The organism is Streptomyces sp. NPDC088097 (assembly GCF_044741845.1).
GTDB lineage: Bacteria > Actinomycetota > Actinomycetes > Streptomycetales > Streptomycetaceae > Streptomyces.
This window is the reverse complement of the sequence record NZ_JBIUTJ010000013.1, coordinates 58851-83117: the sequence shown is the minus strand read 5'-3', so window position 1 is coordinate 83117 and position 24267 is coordinate 58851. Positions and strand designations below refer to the sequence as shown.

At 71.5% G+C, this 24267-nt stretch carries 26 protein-coding genes and 1 pseudogene; 2 read left to right on the top strand and 25 right to left on the bottom strand.

Annotated elements, in window-relative coordinates:
- Positions 1–53: 53 nt before the first annotated feature.
- The 6 genes from rlmN to rpsB form a co-directional block, all read right to left on the bottom strand.
- Positions 54–1166, bottom strand: a complete 1113-nt coding sequence (gene rlmN, locus ACIOD1_RS28095; RefSeq protein ID WP_365623116.1) for a 23S rRNA (adenine(2503)-C(2))-methyltransferase RlmN — start codon at positions 1164–1166, stop codon at positions 54–56.
- Between the two features lie 93 nt (positions 1167–1259).
- Entirely contained in the window at positions 1260–2330 is a 1071-nt protein-coding gene (locus ACIOD1_RS28090; protein WP_365623118.1) for a phosphatidate cytidylyltransferase, read from the bottom strand.
- Positions 2330–2887, bottom strand: coding sequence for a ribosome recycling factor (gene frr / locus ACIOD1_RS28085; protein WP_365623120.1), 558 nt, complete (start codon positions 2885–2887; stop codon positions 2330–2332). Before frr ends, ACIOD1_RS28090 begins: the two co-directional genes overlap by 1 nt.
- Before the next feature lie 94 nt (positions 2888–2981).
- Positions 2982–3761 carry a UMP kinase gene (gene pyrH, locus ACIOD1_RS28080; protein ID WP_365623122.1) on the bottom strand — a complete coding sequence of 260 codons (780 nt, stop codon included), beginning with the start codon at positions 3759–3761 and terminating at the stop codon, positions 2982–2984.
- Between the two features lie 162 nt (positions 3762–3923).
- Positions 3924–4760, bottom strand: coding sequence for a translation elongation factor Ts (gene tsf / locus ACIOD1_RS28075; RefSeq protein ID WP_365623124.1), 837 nt, complete (start codon positions 4758–4760; stop codon positions 3924–3926).
- A 135-nt stretch (positions 4761–4895) separates the two neighbouring features.
- Positions 4896–5843 (bottom strand): 30S ribosomal protein S2, encoded by a 948-nt coding sequence (rpsB, locus tag ACIOD1_RS28070; RefSeq protein WP_365623126.1) that lies wholly within the window; start codon positions 5841–5843, stop codon positions 4896–4898.
- Between the two features lie 249 nt (positions 5844–6092).
- Between rpsB and ACIOD1_RS28065 the strand changes: the two are divergent.
- Positions 6093–6485 (top strand): annotated as a pseudogene (locus ACIOD1_RS28065) (M23 family metallopeptidase); the annotation flags it as partial.
- Positions 6486–6625: 140 nt separating this feature from the next.
- Here ACIOD1_RS28065 and ACIOD1_RS28060 read toward each other — a convergent pair.
- From ACIOD1_RS28060 to proS, 18 genes are all read right to left on the bottom strand, one after another.
- Positions 6626–7165 (bottom strand): helix-turn-helix domain-containing protein, encoded by a 540-nt coding sequence (locus ACIOD1_RS28060; RefSeq protein ID WP_365623256.1) that lies wholly within the window; start codon positions 7163–7165, stop codon positions 6626–6628.
- 111 nt (positions 7166–7276) lie between these two features.
- Complete coding sequence (gene whiG, locus ACIOD1_RS28055; protein ID WP_365623128.1) at positions 7277–8113, bottom strand: RNA polymerase sigma factor WhiG; 837 nt, start codon at positions 8111–8113, stop codon at positions 7277–7279.
- 209 nt (positions 8114–8322) lie between these two features.
- Positions 8323–9531 (bottom strand): DNA-processing protein DprA, encoded by a 1209-nt coding sequence (dprA, locus tag ACIOD1_RS28050; protein ID WP_401905345.1) that lies wholly within the window; start codon positions 9529–9531, stop codon positions 8323–8325.
- A complete protein-coding gene (locus tag ACIOD1_RS28045) occupies positions 9528–11153 on the bottom strand; it encodes a YifB family Mg chelatase-like AAA ATPase (protein WP_401905342.1) in 1626 nt (541 codons plus the stop codon). The genes dprA and ACIOD1_RS28045 overlap by 4 nt, the downstream gene beginning before the upstream one ends.
- Positions 11153–11524 (bottom strand): YraN family protein, encoded by a 372-nt coding sequence (locus ACIOD1_RS28040; RefSeq protein WP_365623134.1) that lies wholly within the window; start codon positions 11522–11524, stop codon positions 11153–11155. Before ACIOD1_RS28040 ends, ACIOD1_RS28045 begins: the two co-directional genes overlap by 1 nt.
- A gap of 125 nt (positions 11525–11649) precedes the next feature.
- Positions 11650–11958, bottom strand: coding sequence for a DUF2469 domain-containing protein (locus tag ACIOD1_RS28035; RefSeq protein WP_365623136.1), 309 nt, complete (start codon positions 11956–11958; stop codon positions 11650–11652).
- Between the two features lie 55 nt (positions 11959–12013).
- The gene (locus ACIOD1_RS28030) at positions 12014–12517 is read right to left on the bottom strand and encodes an NUDIX hydrolase (RefSeq protein ID WP_401905340.1); all 504 of its coding nucleotides are present in this window, start codon (positions 12515–12517) and stop codon (positions 12014–12016) included.
- The gene (lepB, locus tag ACIOD1_RS28025) at positions 12507–13295 is read right to left on the bottom strand and encodes a signal peptidase I (RefSeq protein ID WP_401905338.1); all 789 of its coding nucleotides are present in this window, start codon (positions 13293–13295) and stop codon (positions 12507–12509) included. Before lepB (ACIOD1_RS28025) ends, ACIOD1_RS28030 begins: the two co-directional genes overlap by 11 nt.
- 44 nt (positions 13296–13339) lie before the next feature.
- Entirely contained in the window at positions 13340–14248 is a 909-nt protein-coding gene (gene lepB, locus ACIOD1_RS28020) for a signal peptidase I (protein WP_401905335.1), read from the bottom strand.
- Positions 14249–14362: 114 nt separating this feature from the next.
- The gene (lepB, locus tag ACIOD1_RS28015; protein ID WP_401905332.1) at positions 14363–15160 is read right to left on the bottom strand and encodes a signal peptidase I; all 798 of its coding nucleotides are present in this window, start codon (positions 15158–15160) and stop codon (positions 14363–14365) included.
- A 187-nt stretch (positions 15161–15347) separates the two neighbouring features.
- Positions 15348–16163, bottom strand: a complete 816-nt coding sequence (gene lepB / locus ACIOD1_RS28010; protein ID WP_365623144.1) for a signal peptidase I — start codon at positions 16161–16163, stop codon at positions 15348–15350.
- A gap of 44 nt (positions 16164–16207) precedes the next feature.
- Positions 16208–16558 carry a 50S ribosomal protein L19 gene (gene rplS / locus ACIOD1_RS28005; protein WP_365623145.1) on the bottom strand — a complete coding sequence of 117 codons (351 nt, stop codon included), beginning with the start codon at positions 16556–16558 and terminating at the stop codon, positions 16208–16210.
- A gap of 133 nt (positions 16559–16691) precedes the next feature.
- Entirely contained in the window at positions 16692–17513 is an 822-nt protein-coding gene (trmD, locus tag ACIOD1_RS28000; RefSeq protein ID WP_365623147.1) for a tRNA (guanosine(37)-N1)-methyltransferase TrmD, read from the bottom strand.
- Positions 17513–18172 carry a ribosome maturation factor RimM gene (rimM, locus tag ACIOD1_RS27995; RefSeq protein ID WP_401905328.1) on the bottom strand — a complete coding sequence of 220 codons (660 nt, stop codon included), beginning with the start codon at positions 18170–18172 and terminating at the stop codon, positions 17513–17515. The genes trmD and rimM overlap by 1 nt, the downstream gene beginning before the upstream one ends.
- A gap of 160 nt (positions 18173–18332) precedes the next feature.
- On the bottom strand, positions 18333–18572 hold the full coding sequence (locus ACIOD1_RS27990) for an RNA-binding protein (RefSeq protein ID WP_030708535.1): 240 nt from the start codon (positions 18570–18572) through the stop codon (positions 18333–18335).
- Positions 18573–18574: 2 nt separating this feature from the next.
- Positions 18575–19015, bottom strand: coding sequence for a 30S ribosomal protein S16 (gene rpsP / locus ACIOD1_RS27985; RefSeq protein WP_365623152.1), 441 nt, complete (start codon positions 19013–19015; stop codon positions 18575–18577).
- A 212-nt stretch (positions 19016–19227) separates the two neighbouring features.
- Positions 19228–19824 (bottom strand): hypothetical protein, encoded by a 597-nt coding sequence (locus ACIOD1_RS27980; RefSeq protein ID WP_365623154.1) that lies wholly within the window; start codon positions 19822–19824, stop codon positions 19228–19230.
- A 193-nt stretch (positions 19825–20017) separates the two neighbouring features.
- Complete coding sequence (gene proS / locus ACIOD1_RS27975; RefSeq protein WP_365623156.1) at positions 20018–21430, bottom strand: proline--tRNA ligase; 1413 nt, start codon at positions 21428–21430, stop codon at positions 20018–20020.
- Positions 21431–21561: 131 nt separating this feature from the next.
- Between proS and ACIOD1_RS27970 the strand changes: the two genes are divergently transcribed.
- Entirely contained in the window at positions 21562–22251 is a 690-nt protein-coding gene (locus ACIOD1_RS27970; protein ID WP_365623158.1) for a methyltransferase type 11, read from the top strand.
- 32 nt (positions 22252–22283) lie between these two features.
- On the opposite strand, the gene ftsH is transcribed toward ACIOD1_RS27970, so the two are convergent.
- Positions 22284–24200, bottom strand: a complete 1917-nt coding sequence (ftsH, locus tag ACIOD1_RS27965; RefSeq protein WP_365623160.1) for an ATP-dependent zinc metalloprotease FtsH — start codon at positions 24198–24200, stop codon at positions 22284–22286.
- Positions 24201–24267: the final 67 nt, after the last annotated feature.

The window sequence follows — 24267 nt, the reverse complement described above, 5'->3', positions numbered from 1 at the left end:
CCGTCCGGGTCTTGGCGGGCCCGGCTCACCCACCAAGATCCGAAAGAGACGGCCTAGCGCTCCGAGGCGGCGAGCTGGCCGCACGCCCCGTCGATCTCCTGGCCGCGGGTGTCGCGGACGGTGACCGGCACGCCGTGCCGGGCGATGGCCTCGACGAAGGCCTTCTCGTCCTCCGGGCGCGAGGCCGTCCACTTGGAGCCGGGCGTCGGGTTCAGCGGGATCAGGTTGACGTGTACGCGCTTGCCCTTGAGCAGCCGGCCGAGGAGGTCGCCGCGCCAGGCCTGGTCGTTGATGTCGCGGATCAGGGCGTACTCGATGGAGATCCGTCGGCCGGACTTCTCCGCGTACTCCCAGGCCGCGTCCAGCACCTCGCGGACGTTCCAGCGGGTGTTCACCGGGACGAGGGTGTCGCGCAGCTCGTCGTCCGGGGCGTGCAGCGAGACGGCGAGGCGGCACTTGAAGCCCTCGTCGGCGAAGCGCAGCATGGCCGGGACCAGGCCGACCGTGGAGACGGTGATGCCGCGCTGCGACAGACCGAGGCCGTCGGGCTCCGGGTCGGTGAGCCGGCGGATGGAGCCGACCACGCGGTTGTAGTTGGCGAGCGGCTCGCCCATGCCCATGAAGACGATGTTGGACAGTCGCGCCGGACCGCCGGGGACCTCGCCGTCGCGCAGGGCGCGCATGCCGTCGACGATCTGGTGGACGATCTCGGCGGTGGAGAGGTTGCGGTCCAGACCCGCCTGGCCGGTGGCGCAGAAGGGGCAGTTCATGCCGCAGCCGGCCTGCGAGGAGATGCACATGGTCACCCGGTCCGGGTAGCGCATCAGCACGGACTCGACGAGCGTGCCGTCGTGCAGCTTCCACAGGGTCTTGCGGGTGGTGTCGTCGTCGCAGCTGATGTGCCGCACGACGTTCATCAGGTCCGGCAGCAGCTCCTGCTGGAGCTTCTCGCGCGAGGCCGCGGGGATGTCGGTCCACTGCGCCGGGTCGTGCGTGTAGCGGGCGAAGTAGTGCTGGGAGAGCTGCTTGGCCCGGAAGGGCTTCTCACCGATCGCGGCCACCGCCTCGCGGCGCTCGGCCGGGGTCATGTCGGCGAGGTGCCGGGGCGGCTTCTTGGCTCCGCGAGGGGCGACGAAGGTGAGCTCTCCCGGAACGGGGCGGGCCATGGCAGGTACTCCTTGTAAGACGAAAGGCGCGCCGCAGAAGCAGCGCGCCTTTCAAGAGTAACCGCCCGGCGTCTTACGGCGCCTTCCCGCAGGTCAGCCGGTGCCCACGAAGGCCGCCAGCAGCAGCCAGACCACCGGAGCGGTCGGCAGCAGCGAGTCGAGCCGGTCCATGATGCCGCCGTGGCCCGGGAGCAGGGTGCCCATGTCCTTGATGCCGAGGTCCCGCTTGATCATCGACTCGCCCAGGTCGCCCAGGGTGGCGCTGACGGCGACGGCGAGGCCCAGCAGGAGTCCCTGCCACCAGGCGCCCCCGTCGATCAGGAACTCCATGCACAGCGCGCCGGCCACCATCGCGAAGGCCACCGCCCCGAGGAGCCCCTCGCGGGTCTTGCCGGGGCTGATGCGCGGCGCGAGCTTGGTCTTGCCGAAGCGCCAGCCCACCGCGTAGGCCCCCGTGTCGCTGACCACGGTCAGCGCCAGGAAGGTCGTGACCCGCTGGGGGCCGTCGTCGGCGGTGAGCAGCATCGCGACGAACGTGGCCAGGAACGGCACGTAGAACGCCGCGAAGACGCCCGCGGTGACGTCCTTGAGGTAGTCCTCGGGCGGCTCCGTCATCCGCCACACGAGGACGGCGAGCGCGGTGAGCGCCATGGCGACCCAGGCGCCCTCGGCGCCCCGGACGTAGCCGGCGATGACCATCGCCGCGCCGCCGACCGCGAGCGGTACCAGCGGCGCCTTGATGCCCTTCTTCTCCTGGAGCCGGGAGGTCAGCTCCCACAGGCCCACGACGACGGCGACGACGACCACGCCGACGAAGACGGCCTTGACGACGAAGAGCGAGGCGAAGATCACCGCTCCGAGGCCGACACCGACCCCTATGGCGGCACGCAGATCCCGCCCCGCGCGCTTCTTCTGCGGCGGGGGCGACGCGTCCTGCGGGGCCTGTGAGGGCGGAGGGCTGGGCATGGGCTCCTGCGGCGGCGTCTCGGCGCGGAAGGGGGGACCGCCGACCACGGCGGCCCCCCGATCGCGTGCTTCCCGGTCGTCGAAGTCACGGCCGGCGGCATCGGTCACGATGGGCATGGGCCGAGTGTGCGGGCCCACCAGCGCATCGTATGCGGGACCCGCCGCTGCCGGCTCCGTGGCCCAGGGAGAGTCGTTCATCAGACCTCGAGGAGCTCGGCTTCCTTGTGCTTGAGCAGCTCGTCCACCTGCGCGACGTACTTCGCGGTGGTGTCGTCGAGCTCCTTCTCGGCGCGACGCACCTCGTCCTCGCCGGCTTCCTTGTCCTTGACGAGCTTGTCGAGGGCGTCCTTCGCCTTGCGGCGGACGGCGCGGATGGAAACCTTGGAGTCCTCGGCCTTGGTGCGCGCGACCTTGATGTACTCCTTGCGGCGGTCCTGCGTCAGCTCGGGGAAGGTCACCCGGATGATGCGGCCGTCGTTGCTCGGGTTGACACCGAGGTCGGAGTCGCGGATGGCCTGCTCGATGTTGCGCAGGGCCGAGGAGTCGAACGGCGTCACGATCGCCATGCGCGGCTCGGGCACCGCGAAGGACGCGAGCTGGTTGATGGGCGTGATGGCACCGTAGTAGTCGGCGACGATCTTGTTGAACATCGCCGGGTGCGCACGACCCGTGCGAATCGCGCCGAAGTCTTCCTTGGCGACGATGACGGCCTTCTCCATCTTCTCCTCGGCCTCGAGGAGGATTTCTTCGATCACCACGTGCTCCTGCATGTCAGATGTGGATGGTTCAGGCGGGCGGGGCGGCCCGGGCCGCCCTGACCGGGCCCCGCGGGGGCCCGGTCGGCGGGGCTCAGACCCGGGTTCCCTGGGCACTCACGAGCGTGCCGATCTTCTCACCCTTGACGGCGCGCGCGATATTGCCCTCGGCGAGCAGTTCGAAGACGAGGATCGGCAGCTGGTTGTCGCGGCACAGCGTGATGGCCGTGGCGTCGGCGACCTTGAGGTCCCGGGACAGCACCTCGCTGTACTCCAGCGCGTCGAACTTCACCGCGTCCGGGTTGGTCTTCGGGTCGGAGTCGTAGACCCCGTCGACGCCGTTCTTGCCCATGAGCAGGGCCTCGGCGTCGATCTCCAGGGCGCGCTGGGCGGCCGTGGTGTCGGTGGAGAAGTAGGGCATGCCCATGCCGGCGCCGAAGATGACGACGCGACCCTTCTCCAGGTGGCGCACGGCGCGGAGCGGGATGTACGGCTCCGCGACCTGGCCCATGGTGATGGCGGTCTGGACGCGGCTGTCGATGCCTTCCTTCTCCAGGAAGTCCTGGAGGGCGAGGCAGTTCATGACGGTGCCGAGCATGCCCATGTAGTCGGACCGCGCGCGGTCCATGCCGCGCTGCTGGAGCTCGGCGCCGCGGAAGAAGTTTCCGCCGCCGATCACGATCGCGATCTCGGCGCCGTCACGGACCACGGCCGCGATCTCGCGGGCGATGGCGTGCACGACGTCAGGGTCGACGCCCAGCCCGCCGCCGCCCGAGAAGGCTTCGCCGGACAGCTTGAGCATGAAGCGGCGACCCTTCTTCTCGTGGTCGCTCTTGTCGTCGGAAGCGGTGTGGGGGTCCACGCCCTGATTCATGGAGATCTCCTCGTGCACATACGAAGGAGGCCATTGCCGGTGGGTCCTCGCGGTTCCCTCTACGGCAATGGCCTCCTCGTCAGATCTGCGGTCGTCCTGCGCGAACGCGGGCGACTGCTTCAGACCCTACCGGGGTCCGGTGTCCGTCGCGTACGGACGGACTCAGATGCCGACCTTGATGCGGGTGAAGCGCTTCAGGGTGACACCGGCCTCGTCCAGAACCTTCTGGACGGACTTCTTGTTGTCCAGCGCGTACGGCTGGCCGAGCAGCGTGGCGTCCTTGAAGAAGCCGTTGACGCGACCCTCGACGATCTTGGCGATCGCGGCCTCGGGCTTGCCCTCGGCGCGGGTGGTCTCCTCGGCGACGCGGCGCTCGGACTCGACGATCTCGGCCGGGATCTCCTCGGAGGTGAGGTACTTCGGCGCGAAGGCGGCGATGTGCTGGGCGATGCCCTTCGCCAGTTCGGCGTCGGCCTTGTCCAGCTCGACCAGGACACCGATCTGCGGGGGCAGGTCGGGCATGGTGCGGTGCATGTAGGAGGCCACGAAGGCACCCTGGTACGCCGCGAAGCGCTCCAGGACGATCTTCTCGCCGAGGTTGGCGTTGGCCTCGTCCACGAACGCCTGGACGGTCTTGCCGGCCTCGATCTCGGACGCCAGCAGCGCCGCGATGTCGGCGGGGACGGTCGCGGCCACGTGGGCGGCGAGCTGGTCGGCGACGGCCAGGAACTTCGGGCTCTTGGCCACGAAGTCGGTCTCGCACTTGAGCTCGACGATCACGCCGGAGGTGGCGTCGGCGGCGATCAGGGAGGTGACGGCACCGTTCTCGGCGGAACGGCCCTCGCGCTTGGCGACACCCTTCAGGCCCTTGACGCGCAGGATCTCGTTGGCCTTGGTGACGTCACCGTCGGCCTCCACGAGCGCGTTCTTGCAGTCCAGCATGCCGGCGCCGGTGAGCTCGCGGAGCTTCTTGACGTCAGCGGCGGTGTAGTTCGCCATGAGTCTGTGATTCTCTCTCGAAGTCGTAGATCTACGGGTGAACGGCGGAGGAGTCGCGCTCGTGGCGCGGCTCCCCCGCCGTCATCGTCCGTGCTGCGAGTGCCCGGCGGATGAACGCCGGGCTCTCTCAGTGGGTCAGGCCTGCTCGGCGGCGTCGGCGGCCGGAGCCTCGACGACGGCCTCGGCCTCGGCCGCGGGGGCCTCGGTTTCGGCAGGAGCCTCGGTCTCGGCGGCGGCCTCGGTCTCGGCAGCGGCCTCGACGACCGGAGCGTCAGCCGCGGGGGCCTCGGTCTCGTCGGCCTTCTTCTCGCCCTCGAGCAGGTCGCGCTCCCACTCGGCGAGCGGCTCGGCGGCGGCCTTCTCGCCCGGCTTGGAGTCACCGGTCGCGGCACCGGAACGGGCGATGAGGCCCTCGGCGACGGCGTCGGCGATCACGCGGGTGAGCAGGGTGACGGAGCGGATCGCGTCGTCGTTGCCCGGGATCTTGTAGTCGACCTCGTCGGGGTCACAGTTGGTGTCGAGGATCGCGACGACGGGGATGTGCAGCTTGCGCGCCTCACCGACCGCGATGTGCTCCTTCTTGGTGTCGACGATCCAGACGGCGCTGGGAACCTTCGACATCTCGCGGATACCACCGAGGGTCTTCTCCAGCTTGATCTTCTCGCGAGAGAGGACCAGGAGCTCCTTCTTGGTGAGACCCGAGGCGGCGACGTCGGCGAAGTCGATCGCCTCAAGCTCCTTCAGACGCTGAAGGCGCTTGTAGACGGTGGAGAAGTTGGTGAGCATGCCACCCAGCCACCGCTGGTTGACGTACGGCATGCCGACGCGCGTCGCCTGCTCGGCGATGGCTTCCTGCGCCTGCTTCTTGGTACCGACGAACATGATGGAACCGCCGTGGGCGACGGTCTCCTTCACGAACTCGTAGGCGCGGTCGATGTACGACAGCGACTGCAGCAGGTCGATGATGTAGATGCCGTTGCGCTCCGTGAAGATGAAGCGCTTCATCTTCGGGTTCCAACGGCGGGTCTGGTGACCGAAGTGGACGCCGCTTTCCAGCAGCTCCCGCATCGTGACGACGGCCATGGCCATCTCCTTGTTTTCTCGGTTTGGTTCCTGACGCCCCGACGCGCCCTGCCCCGTGAAGGGACCGAGAGACGCTTTCACCAGGCCGTTTCGGGCCGGTGCTGGGGCGTGCGAAGTCGACCCGGTGACCCGGATCGCCACAAGAAGTGTACGGGACCCGGCACGTGCCGGGTGACGCGCTTGTCCACACCCCCGCCGCCGTCCACAGGCACCGACCAGCCGTGGTCGCGACGCGGGAACCTGTGGGACATGACGACCTTGCTGCTCACCTTGTTGCTGGCGCTGTCCCAGGCCTTCTTCCCCACGGCGGCGCCCGCCGCCGCCCGGCACGCCGCCCACGACCCGCGCGCCCCGGACCCGGCCGTGCGGGTCAGGCCGCTGCCCGCGCCCCTGACCGTGGCCCGTTGGTGGGATCCGCCGCCTACCCCCTACGCGGCCGGGCACCGCGGGGTGGACCTGTCGGCCCCGGTGGGGGCGCCGCTGCGGGCGGTGGGGCCGGGTCGGGTGCACCACGCGGGGCCGGTGGCGGGCCGCGGGGTGCTCTCGCTGACCCTGCCCGGCGGGCTGCGCACGACCTACGAGCCGGTGCGACCCCTGGTCGCGGAGGGGGAGGAGGTCGTCGCCGGCCAGGTGGTGGCGGAACTCGCGGCGGGCTCCCACTGCGCGGGGCCCTGCCTGCACTGGGGACTGATCGCAGGCGAGCGGACCTACCTCGACCCGCTGACCCTGCTCCCCCGCCCCACCCCCCGGCTCCTGCCCACGGCGGCGGCGACCGACAGCTCTCAGCCCCGCACGCCCCGCAGGGCCATGGCGACGGCGGCCTCGGTGACCACGACGGGATCCTCCGCGGCGCCCAGCTCGATGCGGCGGACCGCCGCGTCGACGACGCCTTGGAGCAGCATCGCGGAGAGGCGCGGCTCCGCCTGGCCCAGGGCGGCGAGGGCTTCGACGATCATCGCCACCAGGCCACCGTGCGCGGCGCGGATCTTCTCCCGCGCCCCCGCGTCCAACTCGCCGGCCGAGATCGCCACCACCGCGCGGTGGCGGCGGTCGCCGACGAGACCGAGCTGGCTGCGGACGTAGGCCTCGATCTTCTCCTCCGGGGTCGGCGCGGCCTCCATGGCCGCCTCGATCTCGGCGGCCCAGACCGGGAAGTCCACGACGCACAACTCTTCGACGACGGCCGCGCGCGACCGGAAGTACTCGTACACGGAGGACCGGGCGAGGCCGGTCCGCTCCGCGAGGGCGGGGAAGGTCAGGGCATCGGTCCCGCCTTCCGACAGCAGGGAGCGCGCCGCGTCCAAGAGGGCGCCGCGCTGCATCGACCGGTGCTCGGCCACGGAGGCCGCTCGAATCCTGGGCACACGACCACTGTACGGAGCCCGCGCAAGGCTCGGCGCCCGTCACCGGCCACCGCGTCGGGGACCGGAGCCTCAGCGGCCGACGTCCGCCAGCTTCGCGCGCAGCTGGAGCACCGATTTGGTGTGGATCTGGCTGACGCGGCTCTCGGTGACGCCCAGGACGTTCCCGATCTCGGCGAGCGTGAGCCCCTCGTAGTAGTAGAGGGTCACCACGGTCTTCTCCCGTTCGGGGAGCGTGTTGATGGCCCGCGCGAGCAGCCGGCGCAGCTCGCGGTCCTCGGCCACCTCCACCGGATCGTCGGCGGCGTGGTCCTCCAGGGTGTCCATCAGCGAGAGGCGGTCGCCGCCCTCCCCGCCGGCGTGCAGCAGTTCCTCCAGCGCGACCACGTTGGCCAGGGACAACTGGCTGAACACGGTGTGGAGTTCCTCCACCCCGATGCCCATCTCGCCCGCGACCTCGTGCTCGGTCGGGGTGCGTCGCAGTTGGGCCTCCAGCGTGGCGTAGGCCCGTTCGACGGCCCGGGCCTTCTGCCGCACGGAGCGCGGGATCCAGTCCAGCGCCCGCAGTTCGTCGATCATCGCGCCGCGGATGCGGGTGATCGCGTACGTCTCGAACTTGATGGAGCGTTCGATGTCGAACTTCTCGATCGCGTCGATGAGTCCGAAGACCCCGGACGAGACGAAGTCGGCCTGCTCGACGTTGGGCGGCAGACCGACACTGACCCGGCCCGCCACGTACTTCACCAGGGGCGAGTAGTGCAGGATCAACTGCTCCCGCAGCCGCTCGTCACCCGAGTCCTTGTATGAGCGCCAGAGCACCTCCAGGGACGAGGGCGCGGTGGACCGCACGCTGCCACGGGCAGCGGGGGGCACCGCAGCGCGGTCGGACCCTGAGGTGTGCTGGGGCATGCTTCGCCTTTGCCGGAGCGGGATTCCTTGGGAGCGTAGCGTGACGGAAGTGTCGCGGTGCGCGAAGAGTACGGGATGGCACGGGGGCCCGAAGGCGTCCGTACTCGCGCGGGAGGTCCGGAACCGGCGCCTGGCGCACGGTCCCGGCGACCGCCACCGGGAAGACCGCGTCTCTCATCGCCGTCACTCTTTCACCGGAACGCCCCAGGTCAACGACCGCCTCGCCGGGTCGCTCCGGATTCGACCTCCCCTCCTCGGGTGTACCTGGTCAACTGCCAGCCGTCGCCCTGCCGTTCGACGAACCCCAGAGAGTGAAGTTCGTACAGTCTGCCGATGACTTCATCGGTACCGGTGCCCGCGGCCAGGGAGATCTCGTCCGGGTGCGCCGGGCGGCCCGCCGGAAGTGCTTCGAGCACCCGCGCGGAATCGGGCCTCAGGAGGTCCCGGGCCAAGACGGGACCGCGCCGCTCGGGGGCGAGTTCGCCCATGTCCCCGACCAGCTCGATCACCTCGGCCGCGTCGCTGACGAGCACGGCCTCGCCGCGCAGCAGTTCGTGGACTCCGGACGACAGGCCGCTCGTCGCGGGACCGGGCACGCCCATGGTCAGGCGCCCCAGTTCCCTGGCGTACCGGGCCGTGACCAGGGAGCCGCTGCGGTGCGCGGCCTCGACGACCACCGTGCCCCTGGTGAGGGCGGCGATGACCCGGTTGCGGAGCACGAACCGGCTGGGCGTGGGGTGACTGCCGGGCGGCAGCTCGCCCAACACCAACCCCGAGCCGGCGATCCGCCCGAGAAGGCCGGCGTGCCCCCGGGGGTAGGCCACCTCCACCCCGCAGGCCAGGACGGCGGCGGTGGCCCCGCCCGAGGCGAGGGCGCCCCGGTGGGCGGCGCCGTCGATCCCGTACGCGGCGCCCGACACGACCACCCAGCCGCGCTCGGCGAGCCCGGCGGCCAGGGTCTGCGCCATGTGGGCCCCGTACGGGGTGCACGCCCGCGCCCCGACCACGGCGACCGAACGCAGGGCCCAGGTCCGCAGGTCCGGCCCGCCCCGCAGCCACAGTCCGACGGGACGCGCGTCGCCCAGGTCGTCCAGCTGGGTGGGCCACTCCGCGGTACCGGGGCAGACGAACCGGCCGCCCGACCCGGCGGCGAGCGCCAGGTCCCGGCGGGGATCGGCGAGGGCCGCCCGTCTGCGGTATCCGGCGAGCCGCTCGGCGCGGACCCCGCTCAGCGCACCCGACTCCGCCTCGGGGCCGGTCAGCAGCCGCATCACCCCGGCGGCCCCGAACCGCTCCAGCCAGCGCCCGCCGTGCTCGTCCCCGGGCTCCAGCACCCGGGTCAACGCGGCCCGCGCCACCACCTCCGGCCCGTGCTCCGACGGCGCCTGCTCCGACGGCCCGTGCTCCGGCGGGCTCACGGCCCCTCCCCCACGGCCAGGGCCGCCCCGCGGGCGATCCCGGTGCGCAGTTCCAGCGCGACGGCCACGTCCAGCGGGTCCGGCCGGTCGTTGCCCCGCAGGTCGGCGACGGTCCAGGCGACGCGGAGCACCCGGTCCAGCCCCCGGGCGGTGAGCAGCCCGCGCTCCATGTCCCGCTCGGCCACGCCCAGCGCCCCGGGACCGGCCGGCCAGCGGGTGCGCAGCTCGTGCCCGGGCACCTCGGAGTTGAGCCGCCATGGGGTCCCGACGAGCCGGGCGGCGGCCCGCTCCCGGGCCTCCCGCACCCGGCCCGCGACGGCCTCGCTGCTCTCGCCCCGACCACCGCGCCCGAGCAGGTCGGAACGGGTGACGGGAGCCACCGTGACCCGCAGGTCGACCCGGTCGAGCAGCGGCCCCGAGAGTCGGGCCTGGTAGCGCCGGACCACCGACGCGGGGCATTCGCATCCGGCGCCGAGCAACGTGTGCCGCCCGCACGGACAGGGGTTGGCGGCGAGCACCATCAGGAAGCGGGCCGGGAGCCGCACCACTCCGGCGGCCCGGGCGATGACCACGTGCCCGGATTCGAGGGGCTGGCGCAGCGCGTCCAAGGCCTTCGAGCCGAACTCGGGGGCCTCGTCCAGAAAAAGCACCCCGCGGTGAGCCAGGGACACCGCGCCCGGCCGGGGGATCCCGGCACCACCCCCGACCAGGGACTGCATGGTGGCGGAGTGGTGCGGAGCGCAGTAGGGGGCCCTGCCGACCAGGGGTTCGCCGGGAGGGAGGATCCCCGCGACGGAGTGGACGGCCGTCACCTCCACGGAGTCCTGCCGACTCAGCGGGGGCAGGATCCACGGCAGTCGCTCGGCCAGCATCGTCTTGCCCGCCCCCGGGGGCCCGCTGAGGAAGAGGTGGTGCCCCCCGGCGGCGGCCACCTCCAGGGCCCTGCGGGCGCCGTGCTGGCCGGCCACGTCGGCGAGGTCGGGGAAGTCCGACGCCTCTTCCCCGACCCGGGACAGCCCCGTCCCGAGCCCGGCTCCCGGCACGACGAGCCCGGCCAGCATCGGGTCGGGCCGCCCGTCCCGCCCGACCGGCTCCTCCTCGGGCACCTCGGCGCCGGTCAGCACCGCGATGAGCTGGCGCAGGCTGCGCACTCCGAGCACCGACACGTCCGGGACCAAGGCGGCCTCGGCGGCGCACTGTTGCGGGACGACCACCTGTCGGTACCCGGCGTCCGCGGCGGCCAGCACCGCCGGCAGGATCCCGCGGACCGGGCGCACCCGGCCGTCGAGCCCCAACTCGCCGATCAGCACGAGGTCGGCGATGGCGGCGGGGTCCACCACCTCGGCGGCCCCCAGGACGGCGGCCGCGACGGCCAGGTCGAAATGCGCCCCGGCCTTCGGGACGGAGGCCGGGCTGAGCCCGACCGTGAGCTTCTTCTGCGGCCACTGGGCACCGGAGTTGACCACGGCGGCCCGCACCCGGTCCCGGCTTTCGACCAGCGTCTTGTCGGGCAGCCCCACGAGCGTGAAGGCGGCGACCCCCGGCTCCAGGTCGGCCTGGACCTCGACGAGGACGCCCTCGACGCCCACCAGGGCCACCGAGCAGGCCCGCGCGAACCCCATCAGGCCACCCCCCTGACGTGCTCCACCACGGGCGCCCCGCGCCGCGGCAGCGAGACGGCGACCAGGTCGATGCGCACCCCGCCCGGCGGTGGTCCCCCGTGGTCGGCCAGCCAGCGCTCGGCGAGGCGCCGCAGACGCTGCGCCTTGGCCGTGCGGACGGCCTCCATGGGGTGCTCGAAGCCCCCGACCCGGCGCGTCTTGACCTCGCACACGACGAGGGCGTCCCCGTCCCGCGCGACGATGTCGACCTCACCGGCGCGGCAGCGCCAGTTCCGGGCGATCACCGTCATCCCCGATTCGGTCAGCCGTCGCGCCGCGAGGTCCTCGCCGTACCGCCCCAATGCCTGCTGTGCCACGCCCTTGGCGTTCATCGGGCACCACCTCCGGCACCGACGATCCCGCTTCGCCGCCCACCTCGTGGATCTTGGTGGACAACCCGGGCGCTGTGGAAAACCCGCTCACTCCCAGGGGTGAGCGGGCCACGCGCGAAGGGCGATCAGCCCGCCGGCAGTTCGAGGTCGCTCTTGTTCAGCTCCTCGATGTTCACGTCCTTGAAGGTCAGCACCCGCACCTGCTTGACGAACCGGGCGGGCCGATACATGTCCCAGACCCAGGCATCGGCCATCGTGACCTCGAAGAACACCTCCCCCTGGACCGAGTGCACCTGCATCTCGTAGTCGTTGGTGAGGTAGAAACGACGTTCCGTCTCGATCACGTACTTGAACAGCCCGACGACGTCGCGGTACTCGCGATAGAGCTTCAGCTCCATCTCGGTCTCGTACTTCTCGAGGTCCTCGGCGCTCATGGCATGTTCCCCTTCAGCCGTGCGTCCCCCTATTGTGCGCCAGTGCCGTGCGCCCCTAAACGATTTCCGGGGGCAGCGCCACCGGAGCACCCGGAGGGCCGTCGTCGAGCAGCGTACGGAGCAGCTCGGCGAGTCTGGTCGGGTACACCGTCTCACGCGCCGCGAGGAGTTCCTCGGAAGTCCACCACCTCGCGCCCGTGACGCTGCGCCGCTCCAGCTCGGTGAGCCCGCCCATCTCGGTCGCCGTCCGGTCGGTGCGGGCCAGGAAGTACCACTCGTCCTGCTCCCAGCGCCGCCCGTCGAAGGGGAAGGCGCACTGCCGGTGCCACAGCACCGGACCCAGTTCCACCTCGGTGATCCCGGTCTCCTCGGCGAGTTCGCGCAGCGCCGCCTCCTCCCGGGTCTCGGCGCCCTCCAGGCCGCCGCCGGGGGTGAACCACCAGTCGTCGGCGGGATCGGCCGGCTCGCAGCCGTGGAGCAGCAGGATCCGGTCCCGGGGGTCCAGAAGGATCACCCGGGACACCTTCCTCCGCTCCAAGCCCGACGGCTCAGCGGGCACCGGCGGGCCCCCTGCGCCGTCCGCGCCCCAGGACCCGCGCCACCGGCCCGTAAGCCGCCCCCAGGACCACCAGGGCCGCTCCGGCCACCACCGCGGCCACCTGGAGCCGCAGCGGGCCGGGAGCGGAGGTCCCGCCGGGCAGGGCGGAGAAGTTCCCCGGCCGGTCCACCATCCGCATCGACGGCCACGCCAGCGCGTCGACCCGCCCCTCAACCGCCGAGCGGGGTACCGTCCCCTGTCCTGCGTCCTGGAGGTGCGCCCGGGAGTCGAGCGAGGCCCCGCGCCGGTCGCCCATCAGGAAGAGGTTGCCCTCGGGCACCTTCACCTCGAAGGTCGTCCCGGTACCCACCGCCTCGACGCCCGCGCGGTCAAGGTACGGCTCGTCCAGCTCCTTGCCGTTCACGGTCAACCGGCCTCCCTGGCCGCAGCAGGACACGGTGTCCCCGCCGATGGCCACGACCCGCTTGACCATGGGCGAGTTGCTCCACGCGGTGTCGGTGAAGACGACCACGTCCCCGCGCCGCACTTCGGCGCCGTCGATCCGCTGCGCCAGCACGCGGTCGCCGGGCTTCACCGTCGGCACCATCGAGTCGGTCGGCACCGTGTACGGCTGGTAGACGAGCGCGCCCCAGACGAAGCCGCCGAGGAACAGCGCAAAACCGATGGCCACGGCGATGCCCGACAACACGTTGCCGAGCCCGCCGCGGCCATCTCTGCCACTCGTGCCACGTCGTATGGAATTGGTACCGCCTGCTTGCGTCCTCTGCGTGCCGCCCATAGCAGCGCCCCCACACCTCGGAGATCGTCGACCTGGGCGGCACCCTACCCGGCGGTACGCCCCCGGGTCAGCTTCCGCCGGCGCCACAGTACGACGGGCACCGCGCCGACGAGCCCGAGGGCGGCCGGACCGAGCCCGACCGGGGCCAGTCCGGAGGCTCCGAGCCCGAGCGCGGTCGCCTTGGCCTGGTTGCCGATGCCCGGCTGGTCGAAGGTCTCCGGGATCGGCAGGGTCGACCAGCGGGTCACGGGCCAGGCGACCACGAAGGCCCGCCCGACGACGTCCTTGACCGGCACGAAGCCCTGGGTGGAGTCCTGCATGTGGTAGCGGGAGTCCTGCGAGTTCTGGCGGTGGTCGCCCATCACCCAGATCTTGCCCTTGGGCACGGTGATCGGGCCGAACGGGGCGTCGTCGCAAGGGGTGTTGCCGGGGAAGATGTACGGCTCGTCCAGGGCCTTGCCGTTGACGACGACCGGCCCGCCCTTCTTGCACTCCACGGTGTCCCCGCCGATGGCGATCGTCCGCTTGATCAGGTCCTTCTCGTCGGCCGAGGGCATCAGGCCGATCTTGCTGAGGATCTGCTGGGCAAAGTTGGGATCGGGGGTGGGCTCCCCGGCCAGCCAGTTCGCCGGGTCGTGGAAGACCACGACCTCACCGCGATCGGGCTCGGACCCGAACCACGGGGTCAGCTTGTCCACCAACACCCGGTCTCCGCGCTGCAGGGTGTTCTGCATGGAGTCGGAAGGAATCGAGAAGGCCTGCACCAGGAAGGTCTTGATCAGCAGGGCCAGCAGCAGGGCGATGCCGATCAGGAGCGGCAGCTCCTTCCAGAACGAACGGGGCTTGTGCGTCTCCGCGCCCTCGTCCTCGTCCTGCGCCTCGGCCTCGCGCTCGACGCCCTCGTCCGGCCGCTCCTCGCCCTCGTCGCGTCCGGATCGCGCGCCTACCGCCACGTCCCCCACATCCACTCCTCACTCGGAAAACCACCGCCCGCGCCGGACACGGCACGGGCCCTCCCCTCCCTTAACGAGCGGGAGTTCCCGAAGGCGCGGGAGACGGAGGCCACACTATGCGAACGGCACGCCCCGTCGACGCCCACCGGGCCCGCGCCGCCGCCCGCGGCGCACGGGATCCGGTACGGCGAGGAAGGTGGCCGGCTGCTCCAGCCTGCGCCAGTGGTCGTACGGCCAGGCGATCACCACGGCCTGCCCGACCACGCCCTCTTCGTCGATGGTGCCCTCGAAGGCCTCGTCGAGGTGGTAGCGGGAATCGGCCGAGTTCGCCCGGTGGTCGCCCATCACGAAGATCCGCCCCTGTGGCACGTGCACCTCGAAGCGGATCTCGGAGGGCGCGTTCCCCGGTGACACGTAAGGCTCATCTAGAGGCGTCCCGTTGACGGTGACCCGCCCCCGGTCGTCGCAGCACTTGACGGTGTCGCCGCCCACGCCGATGACCCGCTTGATCAGATCCTGTTCGTCCGCGGAGGGCAGCAGGCCGATGAAGGTCAGGGTTTCCTTGACCTGTTTGACGACCACCGGGTCCGGGGCGGAGCGGGCCGTCTCGGCCTTGAGCCAGCCTCCAGGGTCCCGGAACACCACGACCTGGCCCCGCTCGACCTTGGAGCCGAACCACGGCGTGAACTTGTCGACCAGCACCCGGTCGCCGATCCGGATGGTCTGCTCCATCGAGCCGGACGGGATGAAGAAGGCCTGCACCAGGAAGGTCTTGAGCACGAGGGCTATGCACAGGGCCACCACCACGAGGAGCGGCAGCTCGCCGGCACGGCGGGTGCGCCGGCGACGCCGGACCTTACGGGCCAGCCTGCGCCGCTCGGCCCGTCCACCACCCTCCGCCGGAGCCGCCACTTCCGGCTCCGACCCGGATTCCCCCACCGGGAACGCCGACGCCGACCCGGGCGCCGACCCGGACCCGGACGGAGACGCCGGCCCGGACGGGGCCGGCGGCAGGGGCTCGGGATCCTGATCCAGCCAGGACAACGGCTCCGGTTCGGGCTCGCGCCCCCGGCCGCCGTCGCCCCGGCGTCGTCCCCGGCTACCCATGGGACCCGCCCCCGGCCACGGATTGCCAGCGCGAGACCGGCCAACCGATCCAGTCGGCCCGCCCGATCACCTTCTCCACCGGCACCATCCCCCCGCCGGGCTCCCCGAGGTGGTCCCGCGAGTCGCGGGACTGGGACCGGTGGTCGCCCATCACCCACAGGGTCCCCAGCGGGACGACGATCCGGAAGGGCACCTTCGAGGGAGCGTCACCGGGCTTGAGGTAAGGCTCCTCCACCGCGACCCCGTTGACCGCGATCCGTCCGCCGGCGTCGCAGCACACCACGTCGTCGCCGCCGACGCCCACGACCCGCTTCACGAAGTCGGTGTCGGACGGTTCCGCCAGCCCCAGGGCGGAGACCGCTCCGTGCAGGGCGTCCCCGATCGGGTTCCCGCCGCCGGAACTCTCCCGTACGAAGGAGCCCGTCCCGTCGAAGACCACCACGTCCCCGCGTCGCGGCACGTCGCCGAAACGGTACGCCAGCTTGTTCACCAGGACCCGGTCGCCGACCCGCAGGGTCGGCTCCATCGACCGGCTCGGGATCTGGAAGGGCTGGAGCACGAAATTGCTGAGCAGCAGCAGGAAGACGGTGCAGGCCACCCCGAGCAGCCCGGCACGCCGCCAGGAGCAGCTCGACAGGGACACCCAACCGAACGGGGGCCTCCGCCCGGAGCCGGACCTCCCGCCGGACCCGGGCCTCCCCGCAGACCCGGGCCTACCCGCAGACCCGGAAAACGCGAAACGCGGCCTCCCCTCTCCCTGCTCGGGAGAGGAGTGGCCGCGCTGCGTGAGCTCTGCTTCGGTGTCCATCGGGGGCGAGCCTATCCGGCCGTCCCCTGGAGCCGGAGAGGAGATCAGCGGTCGCGCTTCTCCTTGATCTTCGCGGCCTTGCCGCGGAGCTCACGGAGGAAGTACAGCTTGGCGCGACGCACGTCACCGCGGGTGACGAGCTCGATCTTCTCGAAGATCGGGGAGTGGACCGGGAAGGTACGCTCCACGCCGACGCTGAAGGAGACCTTGCGAACGGTGAAGGTCTCGGAGACGCCGGCGCCCTGGCGACGGATGACTACGCCCTTGAACTGCTGGATACGGGAGCGGTTGCCCTCGATCACGCGGACGTGGACGTTGATGGTGTCACCGGGGCGGAACGCCGGGACATCCGTGCGCTTGGAGGCGGCGTTGACGCCATCGAGCAGGTGAGACATGTTCTTCGTCTGCTTTCTTCGCACGACGCCACAGGTCGCCGGTGCGGATTTCCGTAGAGTATTCGGGAGCCGGGTCACTTCGCCTGCGACGGTCCCCCTGTGGCAGGGGCGCACGCGAGCACACAGCAGCCGCCTATTCTTCCACGGCAGCGGGCCGACGCCAAAATCGGCCGTCGGAGGTGGGCTTCCAGCCGAGGATGCTGAGGATCTCCCGGTCCTTCTTGTCGAAGGAGGACGCCTCGCAACGCTCGATCAGGTCGGGGCGGTTGGCCGCCGTACGACGGAACGCCTCGTCCCGACGCCAGCGGGCGATCTTGCCGTGGTGGCCGCTCACCAGCACCTCGGGAATGCCGCGCCCGCGCCACTGCGGGGGCTTGGTGTAGACGGGGCCCTCCAGCAGGTTGGCCATGTCCCCCGGCGCGAAGGAGTCGTCGCGGTGCGATTCGGCGTTGCCCAGGACACCGGGCAACAGTCGGGCCACGGCCTCGGTGACGACCAGGACGGCCGCCTCGCCGCCCGCCAGGACGTAGTCGCCGATGGAGACCTCGTACACCGGCATCCGCGTCGCGTACTCGTCGATGACGCGCCGGTCGATGCCCTCGTAGCGGGCGGGCGTGAAGATCAGCCAGGGGCGCTCGGAGAGCTCCACGGCGAGTTCCTGGGTGAAGGGCCGGCCGCTGGGGGTGGGGACGACGAGGACCGGGCCGTGGGCGCCGCTCTCGTAGCCGTCGGCCAGCGCCGAGTCCAGGGCCTCGCCCCACGGGTCGGTCTTCATGACCATGCCGGGGCCGCCGCCGTACGGGGTGTCGTCGACCGTGTTGTGCCGGTCGTACGTCCACTCGCGCAGGTCGTGCACGTGGACGTCGAGCTGCCCGCGCGCCCGCGCCTTGCCGACGAGGGAGACGTTCAGCGGCTCCAGGTACTCGGGGAAGATCGTGACGACGTCCAGCCGCATCAGGCGTCGCCCTCGGTCTTCTCCGGCCCAGCCTCGGACTGCTCGGCGTCGGCGGCGACATCGGCGTCCGTGTCGGCCTTCGCGTCCGTGTCGGCGTCCGTCTCCGCGTCCGTCTCCGCGTCCGCGTCACGCGTGGAGGCGATCACCGCACGGTCGTCGATCAGCCCGGGCGGCGGGGTGATGACGCAGCGCTGCTCGTCCAGGTCGATCTCGGCGACGATCTCCTCGACGAAGGGGATCATCACCTCGGTGCCGTCCGGGCGCTCCACGATGAAGAGGTCCTGCGAGGGCAGGTGGGAGATCTCGGTGATCCGACCGATCTCGGTGCCGTCCTCCAGGAGGACGTCGAGGTCCATCAGCTGGTGGTCGTAGTACTCGTCGGGCTCCGCCGGCAGCTCCGAGGGATCCACCTCGGCGATGAGCAGGGTGTTGCGCAGGGCCTCGGCCCCGGTGCGGTCCTTGCAGCCCGCGAAGCGGAGCAGCAGCCGGCCGCTGTGGACCCGGCCCGTCTCGATGGTCAGCGGTCCCACCGACGCGGGCTCCGTTGCCAGCACGGCGCCGGGCCCGAGCCGCAGCTCCGGCTCGTCGGTCCGCACCTCTACGGTGACCTCACCCTTGATCCCGTGGGCGCGGCCGATCCGCGCGACTACCAGCTGCACTGTGTCTCTCTCCGTCTTCGCGGCCGGACCGCCGCCGCTCGCGCGGGGTGGTCCCCCGTCGTGGTCTCTGCCGTCAATGGTCGCCCCGCCCAGGGCGGAAACGACTCGGGCCGGGGTGGGCGTGATCGCCCTCCCCGGCCCGTGCCGGTACTTCAACTTCTCAGCGAACCTGGTCCACGTCGACGAGGTCGACGCGGATCCCCCGGCCGCCGATGGCGCCCACGACGGTACGCAGTGCACGTGCGGTGCGGCCGTTGCGGCCGATCACCTTCCCGAGGTCGTCCGGGTGGACCCGGACCTCGAGCACCTGACCGCGGCGCAGGTCGCGCGAGGCGACCTGCACTTCGTCGGGGTTGTCCACAATGCCCTTCACGAGGTGCTCAAGAGCCTCCTCGAGCATGCTCAGGCCTCGGTCGACTCGGCGGTGGCCTCAGCCTCGTCCGCCTTCTTGTCGGCCTTCTTCGCCTTCTGCGTAATGGCCTCGCCCTTGGTCTCGCCGATGCCCTCAAGGGCCTTGGCGAACTCGTCGAAGGTGCGACGCTTGCTCTCCTTCGTCGCCGGCTGCAGCAGCGGCGCGGGGGCCGGAAGGCCCTTGTGCGCCTGCCAGTCACCGGTCAGCTTCAGGATGGCGAGGACGGCCTCGGTGGGCTGGGCGCCCACGGACAGCCAGTACTGCGCACGCTCGGCGTTGACCTCGATGCGCGACGGGTTGTACGTCGGGTGGTAGATACCGATCTCTTCGATCGCGCGACCGTCACGGCGGGTGCGGGCGTCGGCGACGACGATGCGGTAGTGCGGCTGGCGAATCTTGCCGAGGCGCTTGAGCTTGATCTTGACTGCCACTGGAGTGGTGTCTCCTGAACTTGACGTGGTTGGGCACATGAGATGCCACGTGGGGTTGCGGTACTCGGGTGCCCGATGGACGCGTCAGCCGGAGGAGAGAGGGGTCCTATGCGACTGTCGAGTACAGCTGTCCATTGTGCCATACGCCCGCGACACGCTCGGCCGCGGAGGGCCCACCCGACGTCGGGGCCGCGTACGGCCCCGCCGCGGGGTCAGGAAGCCGCCGCGATGGCGACCTCCGGGATGCGGAACGGCTTCATGCAGCCGCCGCACACGATCGGGGCCTGGGCCAGTACGGAGGGGACCACCCGGACGTTGCGGCCGCAGTCGCAGACCGCCTTGACCCGGACGCCCCCGCCCGAGGAGCCGTGCCGGGCGGCCGGCCCCCGGAAGCTGCGCTTGGTGTCGGCCGCCGTGGCGACCGTGTGGGCCTTGAGGGCGCGCTGGAGCCGCTCCATGGTGGGGCGGTAGCGCTTCTTGGCCTCGGGGTTGAGGGTGACCAGGGAGAAGCCGCTGCTGGCGTGCGGTTCCTCGGAGTGGTCCAGCCCCATCTCCTCGGCGATCGCGAGGAATCTACGGTTGTGGTAGCGGCCCGCTCGCGAGGTGTCACGGACTCCGCGGGCGGCGGCGATGCCGTGGACTGCCTCGTGGAGCAGACGCTCGAAGGAGAGTTCCCCGCCACAGGCGGACGAGGACTCTCCGATCAGGGACTCGGGCGCGGCAAGGTCAGGCAGCTCGGGGTGGTACCGCTGAATATCGGCCCACGCCTGCGCCAGCTCTGCGGCGAGAACAGGTGGTGTCGTGCTCACGTCGTGACAACGAGCCGGGGTGCCCCGGTGTTCCGATTCCGGGCCATTCCAAATTTTTTGCACGTACCAGTCAGTTCACTCTGATGCGTCCTGACGAGGACGGGTGCGTCCATCTCCGGAGGAGTCGGTACGTAAGGACGAGTACGCCCCCGGTACGCGGCCGGTGGCCGCGCGCCGGGGGCGTGTCGGTGGATCAGTACGAGCGCGCGACGACGGCGAGCGTGCCGGGGGCGTCGTCCGCCTCCGGGACCGACCCGTCCGCGGCGATCAGGCAGCGCACGGAGACGGCCTGCTCGGCCAGCTTGGCCTCGCCCTCGGGGCCCAGGTCGGCCCACGGGATGCGCGCCCAGCCACCGGCGATGGCGGCCTCGGCGGCCTCCTCGATGGTCGCGACGTCGCTGGTGCGGGACTCGCGGCGTTCGCGGGACTCGCGCAGCAGCTGCGCCTGGTCCTCTTCCAGCACCTTGGGCAGCAGGTCGGCGAGGGCGTCGATCTGCACGGGGGTCTTCCCGCCCGGGATCCGGCGGGCCAGCATCGCGGTGCCGGCCTCCAGGTCGCGGGGGCCGATCTCGATGCGGACCGGTACGCCCTTGAGCTCCCAGTCCACGGCGCGGCGGCCGAAGGGGGTGTCGATGCGGTCGTCGATGTGCACGCGGATGCCCGCGGCCTTCAGCCGCGCGCCCAGCTCGCGGACCTTCGCCACGGCCTCGTCGCCCTTGATCGCCATGACGACGACCTGGACGGCGGCCAGCCGCGGCGGCACCCGCAGGCCGTTGTCGTCGCCGTGGGACATGATCAGGCCGCCGACCATGCGGGTCGAGACGCCCCACGAGGTCTGCCAGACGAGTTCCTGCTTGCCCTCGTTGGACAGGTACTGCGTGTTGAAGGCCTTGGCGAAGTTGGTGCCCAGCTCGTGGCTGGTGCCCAGCTGGAGGGCCTTGCCGTCGCCCATCATGCCCTCCAGGGTGAGGGTGTTGATGGCGCCCGCGAAGCGCTCCTTGGCGGTCTTGCGGCCGAGCACGACGTCGATGCCGAGCACGTTCGTCATGAAGTCGCCGTAGACGTCGCGGTGGATCCGGGCGGCGTACTCGCGGGCCTCCTCGTACGTGGCGTGGGCGGTGTGGCCCTCCTGCCAGAGGAACTCGCTCGTACGGAGGAAGATGCGCGGACGCATCTCCCAGCGGACCACGTTCGCCCACTGGTTGATCAGCAGGGGCAGGTCGCGGTAGCTCTGGACCCACTTGGAGAAGTAGTCGTTGATGATCGTCTCGGAGGTGGGACGGACCACGATCGGCTCGTCCAGCTCCTTGCCGCCGCCGTGCGTGACGACCGCCAGCTCGGGGGCGAAGCCCTCTACGTGCTCGGCTTCCTTCGTCAGGTACGACTGCGGGATGAACAGCGGGAAGTACGCGTTCTGGGCGCCCGCGTCCTTGATGCGCGCGTCCATCTCCTGCTGCATCCGCTCCCACAGGCCGTAGCCGTACGGCCGGATGACCATCGTGCCGCGGACCGGACCGTTGTCGGCCAGCTCGGCCTTGTTGATCAGATCCTGGTACCAGCGGGGGAAATCCTCCGCCTGGGGGGTGAGAACGGGTGCCTTTGCCATGGCGCGAATGGTACGGCGCCACGGGGGCGATGCGTGAATCGGGTGCCGCGCTCCTCTGGACGCGGGGGCGAATGGGGAGTTCCCTGGCAACGGGGGCAAGGGGGCGAAACGGAATCAGGAGCGCTCTTTCGATGACATCGACGCCGACGGCGACGCTCGTCGCACGGGACTGGGCGGAGATCCAGGAACGGATGCTGGTACCGCTGTACGAGGCGGTCTACGACCGGCTGGAGGTCGGACCGGGCGACCGGTTGCTCGGCCTCGAATGCGGGGCCGGGTTGCCCCTCCTGCTGGCCTCGGGCCGCGGCGCGGCCGCCACCGGGGTGGAGGCGGATCCGGCCCGGCGGGAGCTGGCCCGCCAACGGCTGCTGGAGGTGCTCGCGGCGCCCCCGGCGGCTCCGGTGGCGCCCGCGCGGCCCTACGACGTCCTGCTGGCCTTCTCGCCCGGCCCGGGCGCCCTGGAGGCGGCCCTGCCGGCGGTCCGGCGGGGCGGGGCGGTGGTGTTGGCCGACTGGGGCCCGGCGGAGCGCTGCACCGTTCCGGCCGTGCTGGGCGGCGGCCCGGCGGCCCGGGACCTGGACGCGTTGGTGACCCGGGCCGGGCTGGTTCCGGACGGGTCGGGGCGGGTGTTCTGCCCCTTCGGGTACGCGGACGCGGACAGCGCCCTGCGGGGCCTGCTGTCCACCGGGCTCTACGACGCGGCGGCCGATCCGGCGCTGGCGGAGAAGGAGCTGAGCGAGGCGCTCCACCCGTTCGAGCGTCCCGACGGAGCCGTGTGGCTGCCGAACATCTTCCGGTACGTGATCGCCCGGGTGGCCTAACGGGGCCCGGCGAACCGGGCCCCCGCCGGCGGCTACTTCGTCAGGCGGGGGACGCCGGCGGCCGCGTACGCCGCCTTCTCGTCCAGGGTCTCGTTGGCCAGGAGGGCCTCGGCCAGGGCGTCGAGCTGCGGGCGGTGCTCGCGCAGCAGACGGCAGGCCTCCTCGTAGCACTCGTCGACGATGCGCCGCATCTCGTGGTCGACGGCGTCGAGGGTGGCGGGGGCCGCGGAGAGCCCGTAGGCGCCCTGGGGGTCGGAGGGGATGGCGGTCAGGCGCCCGACGCGCTCACTCATGCCCCAGCGGCCGACCATGCCGCGGGCGATGCTCGTGACCTGTTCGAGGTCGCTCTCGGCGCCCGTGGTGACGACGTCGTAGACCACGTGCTCGGCCGCCATGCCGCCGAGCGCGCCGATGATGCGGCCGCGGAGGTACGGCTCGGTGTAGGCGTAGCGGTCGGCGTCGGGGGTGGAGAGGGTCACCCCCAAGGCCCGGCCCCGCGGCACGATCGTGATCTTGCGTACGGGGTCGGCGCCCGGTTGGAGCATGCCGAGCAGGGCGTGGCCGCCCTCGTGGTAGGCGGTGCGGCGGCGTTCCTCCTCGGGAATGACCAGGGGGCGCTCGGCGCCCAACTGGACCTTCTCCAGGGCGTCGGAGAGGTCGGCCTGGGTGACGGCCCGCTGGTCGCGCTTGACGGCCAGCAGGGCGGCCTCGTTGGCCAGGTTCGCGAGGTCGGCGCCGGTCATTCCGGGGGTGGTGCGGGCGACCTGGGCGAGGTCCACGCCGGTGGCGAGGGGGATCTCGCGGGTGTGGATGCGCAGGATCGCCTCGCGGCCGCCCTTGTCGGGCGGGGAGACGGAGACGGTCCGGTCGAAGCGGCCGGGCCGGGTCAGGGCGGGGTCCAGGACGTCGGCCCGGTTGGTGGCGGCGATGACGACCACGCCCTCCGAGCCGGAGAAGCCGTCCATCTCGGTGAGGATCTGGTTCAGGGTCTGTTCGCGCTCGTCGTGGCCGCCCATGGCGTTGCCGCCACCGCGGGCCCGGCCGATGGTGTCGATCTCGTCGATGAAGATGATCGCCGGGGCCACCTTGCGGGCCTCGGAGAAGAGTTCGCGCACCCGGGAGGCGCCGACGCCGACGATCATCTCGATGAACTCGGAGGCGGAGGCCGAGAAGAAGGGCACGCCGGCCTCCCCCGCGACCGCGCGGGCGAGCAGGGTCTTGCCCGTTCCCGGCGGGCCGGCCAGCAGGACGCCGCCGGGCATCCGGGCGCCCATGCGGTGGTAGGGCTCGGGGTTCTTCAGGAAGTCGACGACCTCGCTCAGCTCGCCCTCCACCTCGTCGATGCCGGCGACGTCCTGGAAGGTGGTGCGCTGGGCGCCGTCCAGTTCCACCGGCTTGGGCGGGGCCTTGCGTCCGAGGCCTCCGGCGCCGCCCATCGCGGAGCCCATCCGGCGGGCTACGAGCACCCACAGGCCGACCAGGAGCAGCATCGGGGCCAGCGAGATCAGCAGGTTGGAGAGGAAGCTGCGCTGCACGACGACCGGGGAGGCGGTGACGGTGACGCCCTTGGCGGTGAGGTTGGCCCAGAGCTGGTCGTCGGCGAAGGCGGGACGCTGGGTGACGAACTTGGTGTAGTGGTCCTTGCCGCCGGTCAGGGGCTGTTCGGCCTTCAGCTGGCCCTGGATGGCGTCGCCCTTGGAGTAGATCTTCTCGACGTTGCCGTCGGTGACCTGCTTGCTGAACTCCGTGTACGAGATCGTCGGCTCGTCGCCCTCGTTGAAGAACGAGAGCACCACGTTCGTCACCAGGTAGACGATCAGCGCGGCGAGGATCAGCCCGCGCCAGCCGCCGGGCATCTTCTTCTTCGGCGGCTGGCTGGGCGGAGCGCCTTCCGAGCGCCAGGGGGTGTCGGCCCGATCGCGCGGCGGTACGGGGGTGGGGCTGGGCACGGGGGCCTCCTTATGCCGTCCTCCCGGCCGACCATAAGCGACAAACCGACCAGCTGCCCCGGGTACG